The sequence below is a fragment of the Lentzea sp. NPDC054927 genome, assembly GCF_053610285.1.
Genome location: NZ_JBSGXZ010000041.1, coordinates 13,763 through 30,030, shown reverse-complemented (window position 1 = coordinate 30,030; position 16,268 = coordinate 13,763). Strand labels below are relative to the sequence as shown.

Here is a 16,268-nt window from a genome sequence, read left to right as displayed (position 1 = left end):
TGGTCCCCCGCCACACGTTCATTCTTACTTGGCGAGGCGGTCCGGACGAACTCAGACGCGCGCAACGGCCAGCAAATAGCCCAACGATGGTTGTATCGCCAACGGTGACAAGATCTGGTCGAGATACTGCCGCGCCTCATCTCCGTACGCCGCAACGAGAGCGTCGTAGTGCCGCCGGGCGCCGTCCTGCATGCGCGGCACGGTCTTGCGCGCCTCAGTGCTCAGGTCCAGCAGCTCAGCGACGCGCAAACCGGCCGCCGCCAACAACTTCGGGTAGCCACCGAACGTCGGCAACTCCTCGATGTCGTAGGTGGTCAGGATCGGTTCCAGCTCGTCCAGCAGACTCTGCGACACCGGCCTGCGCTGCACGAAGTCCGACACCACCACGACACCAGAAGGTTTGACCACCCGCGCCAGCTCCCGCAGGACGCTGACCCTGTCCCCCAAGTGCGGCAACGTTTCCACGGCCCACGCCGCGTCGAACGTGTCGTCGGCGAACGGCAGCGAGTGCGGATCCCCGTGCACGAACCGGACCTGGTCGTCGACGAACAGGGCCTCGGCGCGGGTGTTGGCCCGTTCGACGTGTTCGACGCAGGGGGACACCGAGACGATGTCCGCGTGCGAGGCCTCGGCCAGCCGGAACGCGGACGTGCCGACGCGGCGGCCCAGGTCGAGCACGCGCCAGCCGTGGCGGGCGCCGAGCTTGTCGATGTGCAGGGCCGTCATGCGTTCGGCGGCGACGCGGTTGGGGGATTCGTCCTCATCGGACGTCCAGAGCCCGAAGTGCAGGTTGTGGTCCCAGATCGTGCGCATGACCTCGTGGTAGACGTCGGCCATCAGAAGAAGTCCGCCAGCCTGGGGACGCCGGACGCGCCGACGAGCTGGTCCAGCACCGCCGCGTCCGCCGGGTCGCCCTCCAGCAAACCCGCGCGCCGCAAGGCATGCGTGTTCTGCGCGCCGGAGAACCACGGACCCAGCGCCCGTGCGTGCATCCGCACGGCACCGGTACCGCCGGGCTCGACGCGCACGGCACCGTCCTCGGCGACGATCCGCTGCAGGCCCGCGTGCCACGGCGCGTGGTCGTCGATGATCTCCACGTCCACGGCGGCGTTCGCCAGGCTCGGCCAGCCTCTCGCGGCCACCGCGGCGGGCAGGTCGACGACGCGCAACATCCAGGTGGAGGTCCACACCGAGTAGCGCAACGGGGTCGCGCCGAGGAAGTTCAACGTCGCCGGGTCGGTGATCCGCAGGTCGATCGCTTCGAGCGTGCCGGCCCAGGACGCCAGCGAGGCGAGGAGGTTCAGCTGGGCCTCGACGTCGACGCCGATGAGGTCGTGGACCTTGAGCCGGCCCATGTCCCCGCCGGGCTCGCGTTGCGCCGTCAGGTACCCGCGCAGGCCGTTCGGGCCGGGCAGCACGCTCACCAGGTCCATCTCGAGCACCTTGTCGAGGTTGATCCGCGGCGGGCGGCGGTCTGCCATGCCGTCGATCGTCCGTGCCACCTCGAGGTAGCAGTCGTGCAGCGCGGTGAGATCGCTCCCATCCGCCGGGCGCGAAGGTATCGGCTCGGTAGGCCGCTGGGCCGAGAGCAACCTGTCCATCGGCAGCTCGATCCATTCGAGCAGGCCGGCGCGTTCCCATCCCCGTCCCCGGTACAGGGCGGGGACGGTCGCGTAGAGGACCGACAGGGGCTGACCGTGTTCCCGCATGATGGACAGGGAAGCGTCGAGCAGCGCGCCGGCGACGCCACGGCCCCGCGTGGCTCCATCGACGGCGACGCCGCCGATCCCACCCATCGGGATCGCGGCGCCGCCGTAGAACTGCGCGTACTCACCGATGCCGAGCACACCGGCGACCCGTCCGCCGAGCTCCGCGACCAGTCCGCGCGAACCCGGCTTCACCAACCGTTCCGGTCGCTCGGTCGAGTTGAACGCGAGCTTGCGGAGCCGGAACACCGCGTCGAGGTCGTCCTCGGTGTACTCCCTGATGTGCACGGACAACTATTTACCAGGAAAAGAAGCCCTGACCTGTCTTCTTTCCCAGCTCATTGCGTTCGACCTTGTCCCGCAACAGCTGCGGGGGATCGAACCGGGAACCCAGTTGCGACGCGAGGTGCTCGGCGATCGCCAGCCGGACGTCGAGTCCGACCAGGTCGGTGAGCTCCAGCGGGCCCATCGGCCAGCGGTAACCGAGTTTCATCCCGGTGTCGATGTCCGCGGCGGAGGCGACGCCTTCTTCGAGCATGCGAATCGCTTCCATGCCAACGGCGACGCCCAGTCGAGACGTCGCGAAACCAGGGGAATCGCGTACTTCGATGACGGTTTTTCCCATTTGTTCGGCCCAGGTTCGCGCCTTGGCCACGTTCGCGGGGTCGACACCCTCGTGGTGCACGAGCTCGACGAGCTGCTGCACCGGGACGGGGTTGAAGAAGTGCATGCCGAGAACGCGTTCGCCAGGCAGTCCGGCGGCGATCTCCGCGATCGACAGCGACGACGTGTTGGACGCCAGGATCGCCAGCGGGCACCGTTCGGCCGCGAAACCGAGCACCTTCTGCTTCAGCGGCACGTTCTCCGGCACGGCCTCGACGACCAGCTCCGCGTCCGCGGGCAGCTCACCGGTGTTCAGGTTCGCGAACGCCGCCTCCGCGTCGGCGAGCTTGCCCTTCTCCTGCGCCTTGTCGAGCGAACGCCTGACGGCGAGCCTGCCCTGTTCGACGCGCTCGGCATCGGCTTCCGACAGCGTGACCTCGTGACCGTGCGCGAGCAGGACGTGGACGATGCCCGCGCCCATCGTGCCGCCGCCGATGACGACAGCCTTCACGACACGACCTCGGCGCTGAACATCGCGACCAGCTCCATCCCACCGATCTCGGCGAGGTTCGCGCCGGACGTGGCCCACTCCGGCGTCTGGATGGCCGCCTTGAACGACTCCTCGGAGTCGAAGTACATCTCCGCGATCAGGTGGAGCTCGGTCTCACCCAGGAAACCACCCAGGAACACGCGCTGGACCTTGGCGACCTCGGCGCGCACGACTCCCGGCACCGAGTTGACGATCGGCAGGTGCGTTTCGAAGTACTTCTCGTCGAAGCCCTCGGGGTCCGCGGGCTTCTTGTACAGCGCGATGTACTTGATCATGTGACACCGTCCTCCTCGACTCGCCGAGCACTGTAACGCCCGGAGCACTCGCCGGGCTGAGGCACGATGGTGAGGTGCGGATCATCCTGCTGCGCCACGGACAGAGCCTCGGCAACGTCGACGAGCTCGCCTACTGCCGCATCCCCGACCACGCCCTCCCGCTCACCGCCACCGGCGAGGACCAGGCGCGCGCCGCCGGTCCGACGATCAAGGGCCTGGTCGGCGAAGGCCCGGTCGCGGCCTACGTCTCGCCATACAAGCGCACGCGCCGGACGTTCGACCTGCTCGGCATCGAGGCGGAACGGATCGTCACCGAACCGCGGGTGCGCGAGCAGGACTGGGGCAACCTCCAGGACCCGGTGCAGCAGGAAGTGCTCAAGCACCAGCGGCACGCGTTCGGGCACTTCTTCTTCCGGCTGCCCAACGGCGAGTCCGGCGCGGACGTGGACGACCGGGTGGCAGCGTTCCTCGACGGGCTGGAAGTCCGCCTGCACAAGGACGAGACACATCCCAAGACGGTGCTGGTCGTGTCGCACGGGCTGACGATCAGGTTGCTGTGCCGCAGGTTGTTCGGGTGGAGCATCGACCTGTTCGAGTCGCTGTCCAACGTGGACACCTGCGAGAACCGCGTGCTCGACCACGACGGCTCCGGGTGGAGGCTGGACCGCCCCTTCGACCAGTGGCGCGACTCACCGGACGGAACGGTCCAGCACCCCGTCTAGATGAGCCCGCGCTTGTAGGCCGCGACGAGTCGACGGGGAACGAGCAGCTCCTTGCCGTCCAACGTCCTGACGCGCACGAGGTCGGGCGCCGTGGCCTTCCACTGCGAGCGCCGGTGACGCGTGTTGGAGCGGGACGTCTTGCGCTTGGGAACGGCCATCAGCGCTCTCGCTTTCCATAGCGGCGGTTGAACTTCTCGACCCGGCCGGCGGTGTCCACGAGCCGTTGAGTGCCCGTCCAGAACGGGTGCGAGTCGGCGGTGATGTCGACGACCAGCAGCGGGTAGGAGTTGCCGTCCTCCCACTCGACGGTCCGGCTCGAGGTGGCCGTCGAGCGGGTCAGGAACGTCTTGCCGGTGGACGCGTCCTGGAAGACGACCGGGTGGTAGTCGGGGTGGATACCGGGTTTCATATCGCCAGCTTTCGGATCGAGTCCACGAAGGACAGTTCGTCGTCGGTGAGCAATGCCTCGCCGAACGCTTTGGTGATGTCGTCCGGTTCGCCCAGGGTGATCGCCACGATCTGGGTGGTCCTGTCCCCGCGCGGCCCGCCTTCGCCGACGTGCATCCCGCAGCCCGCGGATTCCAGGTGCAGTGCGACGTCCGGCTCGTCCGCGACCCACAGCCGGCCGCGCGAGCGCACGACCGTTCCGTCGAGCAACGAGTCGAGCGCCGCGTTCAGGCGTGCCGGGTGGAACGGCCGGTCAGCCGTGAAAACCGCTGTCGAGACACCGCATTCGGGCGTGAGCGGCACCAGTCGCGGCCGCGTGCTCTTGCGCACCACGATCGCGTCCGGCGTGCAGCGGTGTGCGCCGGGAGCCAGCCGGTCGAGCACGGCGAGCGTGCGTTCGTCCGCATCTCCCTGCAGCACCAGCACATCCGCGGCCTCGGCCTGGGCGACGACGACCTGCGCCACCGTGCGTTGATCACTGACCATCGAGGCGTCGCCCAGGGCGTCGTCCAGCCAGGTCGCCGCGTCGAGGACGGTGATCACGCACTCGACGTCGATCCCCAGGTTGCGGCGCACCGCGTCCGGTTCCAGCAGCGGGTCCAGGTGCAGCACGACCGTGTGTCCGGCGAACGTCCCGAGCAGCCCGCGCAGGTCCTCTCGCACGGTGCAGGACACGCAGCCGTGCAGCAGTTCGACGTCGGTCGCGATGCCGTCGACCCACCGCCGTACGCACGTTTCCGCAGCTACGTGCCGCACGAGCACCGAACCGGGCCGGTCTCGCCACACCCGCACAGCGACGTCGTGGTCGACCAGCCCCGCCACCATAACGACAACGGTTTCCATGTTGAGGTACCGTAGTTGAAAACGAATGTCGTTTCAATCTGTTCAACCCCTAGGAGGTGCCTGGTGGGCATGCACTGCCAGCTGACCGGCCGCGAACCGGGCTTCGGCAACCGCGTCTCGCACTCGCAGCGCAAGACGCGGCGCAGGTGGAACCCGAACGTCCAGAGCAAGCGGTACTGGGTGCCGTCGCTGAACCGGAACGTCACGCTGACGCTGTCGGCCAAGGGCATCAAGACCGTCGACAAGCTCGGCATCGAGGCCGTCGTGGCCCGGCTGCGCGCCCAGGGGGTGAAGGTCTGATGGCCAAGAGCACCGACATCCGGCCGATCATCAAGATGAGGTCGACCGCCGGCACCGGCTACACGTACGTGACCAGGAAGAACCGCCGCAACGACCCGAACCGGCTGGTGCTGCGCAAGTACGACCCGGTGGCGCGCAAGCACGTCGAGTTCAAAGAGGAGCGCTGACGTGGCGAAGAAGTCGAAGATCGCCGCGGACCTGCGGCGGCGGGAGGTCGTTGCGCGGTACGCGGAACGACGTGCGCAACTCAAGGAAATGCTGCGGCATCCGGAGACCCGCGAAGAAGCGTTGCGGGGCCTGCAGAAGCTGCCGCGCGACGCGTCCCCGACCCGGTTGCGGAACCGGGACGTCGTGGACGGACGACCGCGCGCTTACAACCGGGCGTTCGGGTTGTCGCGCATCCGGCTGCGGGAGATGGCCCACCGCGGCGAGCTTCCCGGCGTGTCGAAGGCGAGCTGGTGATGCGCGAGAAGAGGCCGCTCAAGCGCAGGGTGAACCTCCTCGCGAGGGAGGGCGTGACGGCCGTCGACTGGAAGGACGTCACGCTGCTGCGCAAGTTCATCTCGGACCGGGGCAAGATCCGGTCCCGCCGGGTGACCGGCCTGACGCCGCAACAGCAGCGTCAGGTCGCCACGGCTGTCAAAAACGCACGGGAGATGGCCTTGTTGCCGTACCCGTCACAAGGGCGATGACGCGGATCGCCGTGCTGGCCACGAACGCCAGCACGGCGAGCTGCACCAGCAACGCGAGCACCCAGGTCGTGTGTTCGTCGACCGTCAGATCGCCACGAACACCGACCAGGAAGGTCGCGTAGAGGCCCCAGCACTGCAGTGCGGCAAGCCCGGCGCCGAAGATGGTCGTGCGCAGGGAGATGATCACGACGACCGCCGCCAGCAGGACGAGAGCAACCATCGGCCAGGCACCGGTGAACGTGGTCACGCCGACTCCGCCGCCGAATCCGAGCGCGGAGCCGTAACCACCTTTCATTCTTCGCATCCGATCGGTCTATCGCCTCAGGTGAGATCAGCGCCACCTCTCCAGCGTGAAGTTGGTGCTTTCGAGTGAGGCACGATCGCACGAATGAACCTGTACGAAGTAGTGCATCGGCGCAGGGACACACGCGCCGAGTTCACCGGTGAGGAAATCCCGGCCGACGTCCTGCGGAGGGTCCTGACCGCGGCACACGCGGCACCGAGCGTCGGTCTTTCCCAGCCGTGGGACTTCGTGCTGGTGCGTGATGAATCGATTCGGCGCTCGTTCCGGGATCACGTCCAGGCCGAGCGCAGCGTTTTCTCGGCGGGGCTCGACGGGGAACGCGCGGAGGTCTTCTCCCGCATCAAGGTCGAGGGCGTCATGGAGTCGTCGCTCGGCATCGTCGTCACGTACGACCCGGACCGGGGCTCGCCCGCGGTGCTCGGCAGGCACGCGATCGCGGACGCCGGCCTGTACTCCGTGTGCCTCGCCATCCAGAACCTGTGGCTGGCGGCGACGGAGGAGGGCCTCGGTGTCGGGTGGGTGAGCTTCTACCGAGAAGATGTGCTGCGCCGGCTGCTGGACATCCCCACGAGGGTCCGTCCGGTGGCGTGGCTGTGCGTCGGACCGGTGCGATCCCTGCCCGACACGCCTGATCTGGAACGGCACGGCTGGCGCAACCGGCTTCCCCTGGAGGACGTGCTGCACTACGACTCGTACGGTCGGCGGAACTGATGCGAACCGTCTCTGTCATCACCCCCGTTCATTCAGCTCATATGCGTTTCCTTCCGGAGGCGTATGAGTCTCTGCGCGCGCAAGAGCTGCCACGGGGGTGGCGCTGGGAGTGGTTGATCCAGCACGACGGCGAGACAGAGGCGGAACCGTCCTTCGACGACCCGCGCGTCACGTTCTCGACGTCTCCCGCTGCAGGTGCGGCGTGCGCGCGGAACGTGGCCCTCGCCCGCTCCTCCGGCGAGTTCGTGCGGAACCTGGACGCCGACGATCTGCTGATGGAAGGCGCGTTGCGGCGGGACGTCGACGTTCTGGTGGAGCACGCGCACGTCGGCTGGGTGACGTCTGCCGCGCAGGATCTCCTGCCGGACGGGGAGGTCGTGTCCTGGGCGTCCGACGATCCCGGCGAGGGGGTGTTGCAACCTGGCTGGATGCTCGACGTTTTCATCAGCAACGAATGGCGGCTGCCGGTCGTGCCGGGCACGATGTGCGTCCGGCGGGACCTGCTGCTGGCGCTGGGTGGGTGGATGGCGTTGCCCCGATCAGAGGACACCGGACTGCTGATGGCGCTGCAGACGGTCTCCGCCGGGTACTTCATCGCGACGCCGAGCATGCTCTACCGGAAGCACGGGGTGCAGGTGACGGCGGGAAACGTGCACAACGACCCCGTTGACAAGAAGCTGCGCTACGGAATGATCGTCGATCGAGCCCAGGCACTGCGCCACATGTGCACGCAACCGGCCCGGTAGCCTTGGCTAGCCGCTCGGCGAGTCGGAACGGAGTCGATGAACGAGTGGAGCAGCGCGATCCGCTGGTAGCGGGCCAGATTCCGCGGCTGGACCGAGAGGTCCGCGCGTTGCTCAACGCTGGCCGCTTGCCGGAGGCGAACAGTCTTTTCGACGAGGTGGTCACCAAGGTGTCCCCCGGCGCCGACCGCTGGGTTCGATCAGCGGTGCTGGTCAACCGGGCTGTGATGGCATGGCGCCTCGGCCGTATTCCGCTCGCCCTGGAATTGGCGGCGGAAGGGTGGACGGACCTCGACGCCGACCGCTCGGACAGCCCTGCCGTGGCCCAGACGATGGGCTCGCTCGGCTATCTGATGGAAGGCATCGGCAACCGTCGTGCTGCGCTGGACATGCTGCGGCTGTCGGTTCAGGTCGCGCGCCGTGCGGGCAACACCGACACGTTGGCCCACTGCCTGCAGCGCCTCGGCGGTTCGTTGAACTTCCGCGCCTGCTCCGGACCTCCCGCGGCCGCGCCGGCGATCTTCGAGGAAGCGCTGGCGTACCTCGACGAGGGTCTCTCGCTGGCCAAGGACGAGGTCATGCGCCGGGCGCTGATGGGCGCCCTGGGCCGTTCGCTCGCCGGTGTCGGCCAGTTGGAGAAGGCCGAGGAGACCGGTCAGGAGACGTTGCGGCTGGCGTTGGACGCCACCGACATGTGGGGCATCTCGGTCGGGAACTGGGTGCTCGCCGTGGTGCGCCGCGAGCAGGACGACCTCGACGAGGCACGCACGTTCGCGTCCCGTGCAGTGACACACGCCGAACGCATCAACGACATCTCGCTGCTGCTGCGGTTCTCCACGGAGCTGGCGGACATCTGCCACGCACTGGGTGACGCGGTGGGCGAGGCCGAGGCGTTGCGCAGGTCGATGACGGCGTCGCGCACGGCGCGGGAAACGTTGCAGGAAGGCCTTGGCCAGGCGTTGGAACAGCGCCGGGTGGCCGTGCAGGCACAACGACTCGCGGTGGCGGCACAGGAAGCAGCGGCACGCGACCCGTTGACGGGCCTGGCGAACCGGCTCGGGCTGGAACGCGCGGCCGCGGCGTTGCTGGAGTCGACGGCGGCGCGCGGCCGGGTGCCGTGGCTGGTGCTGGTCGACGTCGACTGGTTCAAGAACGTCAACGACGACGCCGGGCACGCGACCGGCGATGCGGCGTTGCGCGAGATCGCGGCGTTGCTGCGGCGCGAATGCCGGTCGGACGATCTGGTGGCGCGCTGGGCCGGTGACGAGTTCGTGGTGCTGCTCGGGGACACCGGACCGAACATGGACGTCGGCCCGAACGTGGCCGAGCGGATCCGCGCGGCCGTCGACGGCCACGACTGGACGATGGTGCTCGGCGCGGTCCGCCGGCCCACCGTCAGCATCGGCGTCGCGGCGGGACCGGCCAAGCTGGACCAGCTGTTCGCGGCCGCGGACATGGCGTTGTACCGCGCCAAGCGGCACGGCCGGAACAGGGTCGAGGTCGAACCGTCGGTCGACGAGGTCCCCGAGATCGTCTCGGGGAACTGAGGTTCTCCAGGTTTTACGGGCTTTCGGGCCTCAGGCGATCAGGCCGCCGCGATAGGCCACCAGCGCGGCCTGCACGCGGTTGACCGCGCCGATCTTGCCGAGCACGGACGAGACGTAGCCCTTCACCGTCGCCTCCGACAGGTGCAGGGTGCCGCCGATCTCCGCGTTGGACATGCCCTGGCCGATCAGCACGAGCACCTCGCGCTCACGTTCGGACAGGCTCTGGAGCAGCCGGCGCGCCGGCTCGGCCATGCGCTCGCCGTCCGCGACGGCCGCAAGAACCCGTGCCGCCACGCCGGGGTCGAGAACAGCACCCCCGCGCGCAAGGTCACGCACGGCTTTGACGAGCTGTTCCGGTTCGGTGTCCTTGAGAAGGAAGCCCGACGCACCCAGGCGCAGAGCTTCGGAAACATATTCGTCGACGTCGAACGTGGTCAGAATGCAGACCCGCGGTGCGTCCGGCATGGAACGCAATCTCCGCAGTGCCACGAGACCGTCCGACGTGCGCATCCGGATGTCGAGCAGGACCACGTGAGGACGGTGCTGGCGGGCCAGGTCGGCCACCAGGTGTCCGTCATCGCATTCCGCGACGACTTCGATGTCCCCGACGCTGCTCAGGATCATGCGAAGGCCTGAACGGACGAGGTCCTCGTCGTCGGCCAGCAGAACCTTGATCACGACGCCTCCCGCATTGGCGTTCCGTGCTCCCTCATGTTCGTGATCTTCGCGTACGCACGCCGAAGGTCACGTTAATTCTCAGTTATCTCATCATGTGGTAACGGTTTTTCGAGAACGGGAGCCGCGTTCACAGTTACCGGAATTGCGCGATGACTTCGCTGCGTAGGCATGCCACCAGGACCTGAGCGGTGTCATCAGAACGCTGAGTAACCAAACACGAAAATCCCACTCAGTGGAATGTCGTACCAGAAACACGGATACAACCCCGGAAATCGGTCAAGACGGTTCGGGATCGATACAGCAGACCGTGACCAACCCGTAAACGCGAAGGTCTTTCGCAATAGCCCTACCGGAAAGTAACGTGCGTCACAGCAACCCTGCCCTGCACGGAGAGGAGCTTCGCGCCATGCGGAGAGCCAATCCGGTGACGTCCCTGCTGGCCATCGCCGCCGTCACCGCCTCCCTCGTTCTCGTCCCGTCCGCCGAAGCCGAGGAGCCGCGCGCCGCCGCGTTCGCCGCCGACGACTACTGCCTCGGGCAGTGCGGCGACATCGTGCCGCCCGGCAACAACGGCAACGCGACGCTCGCCGAGATCCTGACCCACAAGGCGTTCGGCACCAGGCCCGCGCACTCCGCCGACCAGCTGGGCAAGTACGACGCCCTGGTCAACGGCTACAGCGGCCTGACGAACGACCAGCTCACGAACTTCTTCAACGACGCGTCGTTCGGGGTGCCGTCCGACCAGGTCGAGAGCACGATCAAGCCGCGCGCGGACGTGACGATCGTGCGCGACAAGAAGATCGGCATGCCGCACATCACCGGCACCACGCGGTCCGGCACGATGTTCGGCGCCGGTTTCGCGGCCGGTCAGGACCGGTTGTGGTTGATGGACCTGTTCCGCCACCTCGGCCGCGGTCAGCTCTCCGGGTTCGCCGGCGGCTCGCCCTCGAACCGGGTGCTGGAGCAGAGCTTCTACAACCAGATCCCGTACACCGAGGCGGACCTGCAGAAGCAGATCGACACCGCGGCGGCGAACGGCGGTGAGCGCGGGCGGCAGGCGGTGGCCGACGTCAACGACTACATCAGCGGGATCAACGCCTACATCACGCAGTCCGTCGGCGCGCGCAACTTCCCCGGCGAGTACGTGCTGACCGGGCACGCGGACTCGATCACGAACTGGAACGACATCCAGCCGTTCAAGTCGACCGACATGGTGGCGATCGCCTCCGTCGTCGGCGGTCTGTTCGGCGCGGGTGGTGGCGGTGAGGTGCAGTCCGCGCTGGTGAAGCTGGCCGCGCAGAACAAGTACGGCGCGACCGCCGGCGAGCAGGTGTGGAAGGCGTTCCGGGCGCAGAACGACCCCGAAGCCGTCCTGACTCTCCACAACGGACAGTCGTTCCCCTACGCGGCTTCTCCCGCTTCGCCCCAAGGTGTGGCTCTGCCGGATGCCGGCAGCATCACGCCCGAGCGGATGAACTACGACGAGGTGGGCGGCACGGGAGCCGCTGTCTCCGTGCCGGCTCCGGCTGACGTTGCCAAGGCTCGCGGGATCTTCGCCGATGGCGTCCTGCCTGCCGATCTCCTGAACAAGAAGCACGGCATGTCCAACGCGCTGGCGGTGTCCGGTGCGCACACGGACAGCGGGAACCCGATCGCCGTGTGGGGTCCGCAGACCGGTTACTTCGCACCGCAGTTGCTGATGCTGCAGGAACTGAACGGGCCTGGCGTCCGTTCGCGCGGCGTCTCGTTCGCCGGTGTCTCGATGTACGTGCAGCTCGGCCGCGGCGTCGACTACTCGTGGAGCGCGACCTCCTCTGGCCAGGACATCGTCGACACCTACGCCGTCGAGCTGTGCAACCCGGACGGTTCCGCTCCCACGAAGGCTTCTTCGTCCTACCTGTTCCACGGCCAGTGCCTGCCGATGGAACGCTTGGAGCGCAAGAACGCCTGGAAGCCGACGGTCGCCGACGGCACACCCGCCGGCTCCTACACGTTGGTGATGTGGCGAACCAAGTACGGCTTGGTGACGAGCCGCGCGACCGTTGGCGGCAAGGTCGTGGCGTACACGACGTTGCGTTCGACGTACATGCACGAGGTCGACTCCATCATCGGGTTCCAGGAGCTCAACGACCCGGGGGCCATCCGTTCGGCGACCGACTTCCAGCGCGCGGCCGGGAAGATCGGGTACGCGTTCAACTGGTTCTACGCGGACTCCCGTGACACGGCGTACTACAACTCGGGCCTGAACCCGGTGCGGCGGTCCACTGTGGATCCGAACCTGCCGACGTGGGGCCGGGCCGAGTACGAGTGGGTCGGCTGGGACGGCAACGAGAACGTCGCCTCCTACATGCCGTTCGCCGGGCACCCGAACTCGATCAACCAGGACTACTACATCTCCTGGAACAACAAGCAGGCGCGCGACTTCACGTTCGGCGGCTTCGGCCACAGCGCCGTGCACCGCGGTGACCTGCTCGACGGCCGAGTCCGGGCGCTGGTTTCGTCCGGTCAGAAGGTCACGCGCGCTGCGTTGACGAAGGCGATGGCCGAGGCCGCGGTGGCCGACCTGCGCGCCGAGCAGGTGCTGCCCGAACTGCTGCGCGTCGTCGAGTCTTCGGCGATCGACCCGGCCCTGGCCCCGGTCGTGCAGAAGCTGAAGGACTGGCAGCGTTCCGGTTCGTTGCGCAAGGAGACCGCGAAGGGCAGCAAGACCTACGCCCACGCCGAGGCCATTCGAGTTCTGGATGCCTGGTGGCCGCTGCTGGTGCAGGCCCAGTTCCAGTCCTCGCTGGGAACCGAGCTGTACAACGCCATCGTCGGAGCCGTCCAGGTCGACGAGGCCCCGTCCGACGCCCACGGCGCCGCACCGCACAAGGGCTCCTCGTTCCAGTACGGCTGGTGGGGCTACGTGGACAAGGACCTGCGCAAGGTCCTCGGCGACCCCGTCCAGGGCGCCTTCCCGCAGACCTACTGCGGCGGCGGCACGTTGGCAGGCTGCCGAACCGCCATGGTCGACTCCCTGACCGCGGCCGTCGCGAAGCCCGCCAACCAGGTCTACCCCGGTGACGCGGACTGCGCGGCAGGCGACCAGTGGTGCGCGGACACGATCATCCACCGGGCCATGGGCGGCGTCACCCAGGACAAGATCCACTGGCAGAACCGCCCGACCTACCAGCAGGTCGTGCAGTTCCCGGCCCGGCGCAGCCAGAACATCACCAACCTGGCAGCTGCTGGAACCGCTTCCGCGTCGTCCCACGAAACGGGCTGGAACAACCTCCCGCCGGCGAACGTGCTGGACGGCAACCCGTTGTCCCGCTGGGCCAGCGACTGGAGCGACAACCAATGGATCCAGGTGGACCTTGGCTCAGTGCAACGGATCGGTCGCGCTGTGTTGCGGTGGGAATCGGCCTTCGGCAAGGGCTACCGCATCGAGGTTTCCAATGACGGCGCGAACTGGCGGAACGTTTTCTCCACAAGTGGTGGCGATGGCGGCGATGATGTCGTAGCGTTCACGCCACAGGACGCGAGATACCTCCGAATGACGGGTACCCAACGGGCCGGTCAGTACGGATACTCCCTGTACGAGCTTGAGGTCTACGTTTCGTAGGCCTTCGAGATGAGGACGCCGATCCACCCCCAGGGGTCGGCGTCCTCTACTTTTTCAGGCCCTGAACAGGTAGTTCCGCGTCTCGTCACCGATGTTGTGCGTCGGCACCCACTCGTCCTTGTGCCAGGTGCTCATCCGATACCCGCGCTCGGCGAGGAAGTCCGCGACGTCCTTCGCGTGGTACCCGAACCGTTCGACGTGCCGTTCCTCGATCTCGAGCAGGAACGCCGGCTTGAGCCGCTCGATGGTCTCTTTCGCACCTTCAAGCACCCGCAGCTCGGCCCCCTCGACATCCGCCTTGACGAAGTCGAGCTTGCCGATCCCGTGCTCCTCGACGAAGTGGTCGAGCGTGTCCGCCTTGACCAGCACGTCCAGGTGCTGGTCGAACTCCTCGTTGGACCCCAGCCCCTTGGCCCCCACCGTGAGGAACGACCGCCCGGTCACGGGGCTCCCGTGCCGCACCGGCACGCTCATGACCTCACGCCCCTGGCTGTTCCCCAACGCCACCGAGTGCCGCTGGATGTTGCGCCCCTCCCTCGGCCGCAACGCATACGACAACGCGGGATGCGCGAACACCAACGGCTCCACGCTGTGCACAGTCCCTAGTGGACCAACCAGTCTGGACAACGTGACCGTGTACAACCCCAAAGCCGCACCGACGTCGACGCAGACGTCCCCAGGCTTGATGATCTTACGGAGCCCAAGGAGCTCCGCCTCGGCATAAGGCGTGAGCCGGGCCAGCGCCCGCAACCCGGCAACCACCGCGGCACTGCGAAGTTCGGTCAACACCCGAACCAGCCTAGACGTGCCCGTTCGTGTGCTGTTCGCCCGCAGGCAACCCAACCTGATCAGCGAACTCAGCCGCCACCCGCGACCCCCCGTACACGCTCAACGCCTTGGCCAGATGCTGCCGCAAGTCCTTCCGATGCTGATCCTCGAGCTCAGGCAGGGCCCGCTCAACACTGCTGACCAGCGACTCGGCCCAATGCCGCGTCGGCTCGAGCTGCGCGATCTTCACCAGCTCAGCCAGATGCCCGGCCAGCTTCACCGCCTCCTCGACCTGATACCCGTTGCGCTGCAACCACCAGATCGTGGCCGTACCGACGTCCGTCAGCACCTCGTCCCGCAGGTACCGAATCTCGGCCCGCTCAACATCCCGCTCGGCCAACTTGAACGTGGAGTTCCTGAGGAGCTCGATGTGCTTGCGAGCCATCTCGAGATCGCCCTCATCGGTGCTGATCTTCACCTGCTCAGCCCGAGCCCACACATGCGTCCCAGGCACCTGCCGCTCAGTGGCGAGCTCATCCCCCAACTGCACCTGCAACGCCGCGTGATGAACCAACATCGCCTTGCCGCTGATCTCCTTCGCCCGCTGCAAAACATGGTGCACAGCAGCATTCTTGGGCGAGTTGTGCCTGAGCCCCGTAGCCAGATCAAGCCGCCACACAACCGTGAACTTGACCTGAAAATCCAACCCGTACACCGCACTGGGCAACGGCGTCTCGAACTCGTGCTGATGACTGCTCACCGGCGGCACGAACGTGATGTCGTCCGCACGCCTAGGCACCCGCCGCCGCCACCAAGCCTTGAGGGCGCCAAGCGGTCCAGGACGGAAGTCGGGCCAGGGTCTGCTCACACGCCCTGCGTACCTGACGTTTGTGCCCGGCAGAAGGTGGCCTGCCTCACTTCCCTCCAACGGCCGCAGTCGTCCCCGCCGCCCCCTCACCGAGCGTGAGCACCACCCGGCTCCTTGCTAGCCGGGGGCACTGGTCAACTCGGTGGCGGCACCCCGGTAGACTGCTGTCGCCAGCCCTAGTAGCTCAGGGGATAGAGCATCGGTTTCCTAAACCGTGTGTCGCAGGTTCGAATCCTGCCTGGGGCACCACCTTTCGCCGGGTGAAATCAGGGCCTGACATGCTGAAACGCTGTCGGGCCCTGATCTTTTCGGTCAGTCACCGTCAGCGAGAATCTGCCCCTGTTTGCCGTCATCGTCCCGGACGTCTTTTCCCAGCTCGGCGAATGCCTTGAAGTCCTGCATGTGCTGTAGCGACTGCTTGCGGAAGGCACCGGGCATCAGGACCCCTACCAGCCGCATCAGGATGCCGCTGAACCGGTATTCGTTCTCGCTCACCCACAGCGTCGTGTCCGGACCGGCTTCGGTCAGCCGTTCGCGCGCGGCGCTCCACATGCCCTTGCCGACGATCTCGCGCTCGAAGTGAACGACGCTTCCTGCCGGGATCTCGTGCAGGTCTGCCGGTTCCCGGCGCGTGATGGTCTCGGTGGCCTCGAACTTCTGCTTGCCCGTCTGCATCACGACCCGAGACTTGGTGCCGACCTGGCCGTGCACGCCGCTCAGCGGCTCGTGCAGCACCAGACCCCGCAGCCACTTCGGCATGTGTGCCGGGTCGGCGAGCAGCTGGACCGTCCTGTCCCGCGGCAGGGCGATCTCGATCGAGACGGTGTACTTCATGGCGGTGCGCTCCAGAGTTCCCGAGTGGACGGCCGTCGCCAGCATCCTCGCCCAGTCAACAGTGGAAGCAGAA

General features: G+C 67.2%; 21 protein-coding genes and 1 tRNA gene. 10 read left to right on the top strand and 12 right to left on the bottom strand.

Annotation, left to right across the window (positions count from 1 at the left end):
- Window positions 1-51: 51 nt before the first annotated feature.
- Genes ACWGE0_RS36550 through ACWGE0_RS36535 form a run of 4 tightly spaced genes read right to left on the bottom strand, consistent with a single transcriptional unit; the run spans window position 52 to window position 3,134 of the window.
- The gene (locus tag ACWGE0_RS36550) at window positions 52-837 is read right to left on the bottom strand and encodes an SAM-dependent methyltransferase (RefSeq protein ID WP_452265449.1); all 786 of its coding nucleotides are present in this window, start codon (window positions 835-837) and stop codon (window positions 52-54) included.
- Window positions 837-1,994, bottom strand: coding sequence for a GNAT family N-acetyltransferase (locus ACWGE0_RS36545; RefSeq protein WP_452265448.1), 1,158 nt, complete (start codon window positions 1,992-1,994; stop codon window positions 837-839). The genes ACWGE0_RS36550 and ACWGE0_RS36545 overlap by 1 nt, the downstream gene beginning before the upstream one ends.
- Before the next feature lie 10 nt (window positions 1,995-2,004).
- The gene (locus tag ACWGE0_RS36540; RefSeq protein WP_452265447.1) at window positions 2,005-2,820 is read right to left on the bottom strand and encodes a 3-hydroxyacyl-CoA dehydrogenase family protein; all 816 of its coding nucleotides are present in this window, start codon (window positions 2,818-2,820) and stop codon (window positions 2,005-2,007) included.
- On the bottom strand, window positions 2,817-3,134 hold the full coding sequence (locus ACWGE0_RS36535; RefSeq protein WP_452265446.1) for an EthD family reductase: 318 nt from the start codon (window positions 3,132-3,134) through the stop codon (window positions 2,817-2,819). The genes ACWGE0_RS36540 and ACWGE0_RS36535 overlap by 4 nt, the downstream gene beginning before the upstream one ends.
- 74 nt (window positions 3,135-3,208) lie before the next feature.
- Between ACWGE0_RS36535 and ACWGE0_RS36530 the strand changes: the two genes are divergently transcribed.
- Window positions 3,209-3,856 carry a histidine phosphatase family protein gene (locus tag ACWGE0_RS36530; protein ID WP_452265445.1) on the top strand — a complete coding sequence of 216 codons (648 nt, stop codon included), beginning with the start codon at window positions 3,209-3,211 and terminating at the stop codon, window positions 3,854-3,856.
- On the opposite strand, the gene rpmF is transcribed toward ACWGE0_RS36530, so the two are convergent.
- From rpmF to ACWGE0_RS36515, 3 genes are read right to left on the bottom strand one after another with little or no spacing between them, the layout of a single operon-like run.
- Window positions 3,853-4,014 (bottom strand): 50S ribosomal protein L32, encoded by a 162-nt coding sequence (gene rpmF / locus ACWGE0_RS36525; RefSeq protein WP_030481357.1) that lies wholly within the window; start codon window positions 4,012-4,014, stop codon window positions 3,853-3,855. The two genes, ACWGE0_RS36530 and rpmF, sit on opposite strands and share 4 nt — an antisense overlap.
- Complete coding sequence (locus ACWGE0_RS36520; RefSeq protein WP_089949824.1) at window positions 4,014-4,265, bottom strand: type B 50S ribosomal protein L31; 252 nt, start codon at window positions 4,263-4,265, stop codon at window positions 4,014-4,016. The genes rpmF and ACWGE0_RS36520 overlap by 1 nt, the downstream gene beginning before the upstream one ends.
- Entirely contained in the window at window positions 4,262-5,146 is an 885-nt protein-coding gene (locus tag ACWGE0_RS36515) for a GTP-binding protein (protein WP_452265444.1), read from the bottom strand. Before ACWGE0_RS36515 ends, ACWGE0_RS36520 begins: the two co-directional genes overlap by 4 nt.
- 69 nt (window positions 5,147-5,215) lie before the next feature.
- Here ACWGE0_RS36515 and rpmB point away from each other — a divergent pair, with 69 nt between their 5' ends.
- From rpmB to rpsR, 4 genes are read left to right on the top strand one after another with little or no spacing between them, the layout of a single operon-like run.
- The gene (gene rpmB, locus ACWGE0_RS36510) at window positions 5,216-5,446 is read left to right on the top strand and encodes a 50S ribosomal protein L28 (RefSeq protein ID WP_406601612.1); all 231 of its coding nucleotides are present in this window, start codon (window positions 5,216-5,218) and stop codon (window positions 5,444-5,446) included.
- On the top strand, window positions 5,446-5,613 hold the full coding sequence (rpmG, locus tag ACWGE0_RS36505; RefSeq protein WP_452265443.1) for a 50S ribosomal protein L33: 168 nt from the start codon (window positions 5,446-5,448) through the stop codon (window positions 5,611-5,613). The genes rpmB and rpmG overlap by 1 nt, the downstream gene beginning before the upstream one ends.
- A 1-nt stretch (window position 5,614) precedes the next feature.
- Window positions 5,615-5,908, top strand: a complete 294-nt coding sequence (gene rpsN, locus ACWGE0_RS36500; protein WP_452265442.1) for a 30S ribosomal protein S14 — start codon at window positions 5,615-5,617, stop codon at window positions 5,906-5,908.
- A complete protein-coding gene (gene rpsR, locus ACWGE0_RS36495; protein WP_452265441.1) occupies window positions 5,908-6,138 on the top strand; it encodes a 30S ribosomal protein S18 in 231 nt (76 codons plus the stop codon). The genes rpsN and rpsR overlap by 1 nt, the downstream gene beginning before the upstream one ends.
- Here rpsR and ACWGE0_RS36490 read toward each other — a convergent pair.
- Window positions 6,086-6,442 carry a hypothetical protein gene (locus ACWGE0_RS36490; RefSeq protein ID WP_452265440.1) on the bottom strand — a complete coding sequence of 119 codons (357 nt, stop codon included), beginning with the start codon at window positions 6,440-6,442 and terminating at the stop codon, window positions 6,086-6,088. The genes rpsR and ACWGE0_RS36490 overlap by 53 nt on opposite strands.
- A gap of 84 nt (window positions 6,443-6,526) precedes the next feature.
- Between ACWGE0_RS36490 and bluB the strand changes: the two genes are divergently transcribed.
- The 3 genes from bluB to ACWGE0_RS36475 are packed head-to-tail and all read left to right on the top strand — an operon-like array spanning window position 6,527 to window position 9,443.
- Window positions 6,527-7,153: a 5,6-dimethylbenzimidazole synthase gene (gene bluB / locus ACWGE0_RS36485; RefSeq protein ID WP_452265439.1), complete on the top strand. Its 627-nt coding sequence runs from the start codon at window positions 6,527-6,529 to the stop codon at window positions 7,151-7,153.
- Window positions 7,153-7,899 carry a glycosyltransferase gene (locus ACWGE0_RS36480; RefSeq protein ID WP_452265438.1) on the top strand — a complete coding sequence of 249 codons (747 nt, stop codon included), beginning with the start codon at window positions 7,153-7,155 and terminating at the stop codon, window positions 7,897-7,899. The genes bluB and ACWGE0_RS36480 overlap by 1 nt, the downstream gene beginning before the upstream one ends.
- A gap of 44 nt (window positions 7,900-7,943) precedes the next feature.
- Window positions 7,944-9,443, top strand: coding sequence for a diguanylate cyclase (locus ACWGE0_RS36475; protein WP_452265437.1), 1,500 nt, complete (start codon window positions 7,944-7,946; stop codon window positions 9,441-9,443).
- Window positions 9,444-9,473: 30 nt separating this feature from the next.
- Here the strand turns inward: ACWGE0_RS36475 and ACWGE0_RS36470 are convergent, their stop codons facing one another.
- Complete coding sequence (locus tag ACWGE0_RS36470) at window positions 9,474-10,121, bottom strand: response regulator transcription factor (RefSeq protein ID WP_319969720.1); 648 nt, start codon at window positions 10,119-10,121, stop codon at window positions 9,474-9,476.
- Between the two features lie 406 nt (window positions 10,122-10,527).
- Here ACWGE0_RS36470 and ACWGE0_RS36465 point away from each other — a divergent pair, with 406 nt between their 5' ends.
- Window positions 10,528-13,725, top strand: a complete 3,198-nt coding sequence (locus ACWGE0_RS36465) for a penicillin acylase family protein (protein ID WP_452265436.1) — start codon at window positions 10,528-10,530, stop codon at window positions 13,723-13,725.
- Window positions 13,726-13,779: 54 nt separating this feature from the next.
- Here the strand turns inward: ACWGE0_RS36465 and ACWGE0_RS36460 are convergent, their stop codons facing one another.
- Window positions 13,780-14,514: an FkbM family methyltransferase gene (locus ACWGE0_RS36460; protein ID WP_452265435.1), complete on the bottom strand. Its 735-nt coding sequence runs from the start codon at window positions 14,512-14,514 to the stop codon at window positions 13,780-13,782.
- Between the two features lie 10 nt (window positions 14,515-14,524).
- Complete coding sequence (locus tag ACWGE0_RS36455) at window positions 14,525-15,262, bottom strand: hypothetical protein (RefSeq protein ID WP_452265434.1); 738 nt, start codon at window positions 15,260-15,262, stop codon at window positions 14,525-14,527.
- Between the two features lie 272 nt (window positions 15,263-15,534).
- Between ACWGE0_RS36455 and ACWGE0_RS36450 the strand changes: the two genes are divergently transcribed.
- Window positions 15,535-15,610: transfer RNA gene (locus ACWGE0_RS36450), tRNA-Arg, on the top strand.
- A 63-nt stretch (window positions 15,611-15,673) separates the two neighbouring features.
- On the opposite strand, the gene ACWGE0_RS36445 is transcribed toward ACWGE0_RS36450, so the two are convergent.
- Window positions 15,674-16,240: an SRPBCC family protein gene (locus ACWGE0_RS36445; RefSeq protein WP_452265433.1), complete on the bottom strand. Its 567-nt coding sequence runs from the start codon at window positions 16,238-16,240 to the stop codon at window positions 15,674-15,676.
- Between the last annotated feature and the right edge of the window lie 28 nt (window positions 16,241-16,268).

Coding starts and splice junctions, on each gene's coding strand:
- ACWGE0_RS36550 (WP_452265449.1), bottom strand. CDS start 837: ATGGCCGACGTCTACCACGAGGTCATGCGCACGATCTGGGACCACAAC.
- ACWGE0_RS36535 (WP_452265446.1), bottom strand. CDS start 3,134: ATGATCAAGTACATCGCGCTGTACAAGAAGCCCGCGGACCCCGAGGGC.
- rpmF (WP_030481357.1), bottom strand. CDS start 4,014: ATGGCCGTTCCCAAGCGCAAGACGTCCCGCTCCAACACGCGTCACCGG.
- ACWGE0_RS36520 (WP_089949824.1), bottom strand. CDS start 4,265: ATGAAACCCGGTATCCACCCCGACTACCACCCGGTCGTCTTCCAGGAC.
- ACWGE0_RS36515 (WP_452265444.1), bottom strand. CDS start 5,146: ATGGAAACCGTTGTCGTTATGGTGGCGGGGCTGGTCGACCACGACGTC.
- rpmB (WP_406601612.1), top strand. CDS start 5,216: ATGCACTGCCAGCTGACCGGCCGCGAACCGGGCTTCGGCAACCGCGTC.
- rpmG (WP_452265443.1), top strand. CDS start 5,446: ATGGCCAAGAGCACCGACATCCGGCCGATCATCAAGATGAGGTCGACC.
- rpsR (WP_452265441.1), top strand. CDS start 5,908: ATGCGCGAGAAGAGGCCGCTCAAGCGCAGGGTGAACCTCCTCGCGAGG.
- ACWGE0_RS36490 (WP_452265440.1), bottom strand. CDS start 6,442: ATGCGAAGAATGAAAGGTGGTTACGGCTCCGCGCTCGGATTCGGCGGC.
- bluB (WP_452265439.1), top strand. CDS start 6,527: ATGAACCTGTACGAAGTAGTGCATCGGCGCAGGGACACACGCGCCGAG.
- ACWGE0_RS36480 (WP_452265438.1), top strand. CDS start 7,153: ATGCGAACCGTCTCTGTCATCACCCCCGTTCATTCAGCTCATATGCGT.
- ACWGE0_RS36465 (WP_452265436.1), top strand. CDS start 10,528: ATGCGGAGAGCCAATCCGGTGACGTCCCTGCTGGCCATCGCCGCCGTC.
- ACWGE0_RS36445 (WP_452265433.1), bottom strand. CDS start 16,240: ATGCTGGCGACGGCCGTCCACTCGGGAACTCTGGAGCGCACCGCCATG.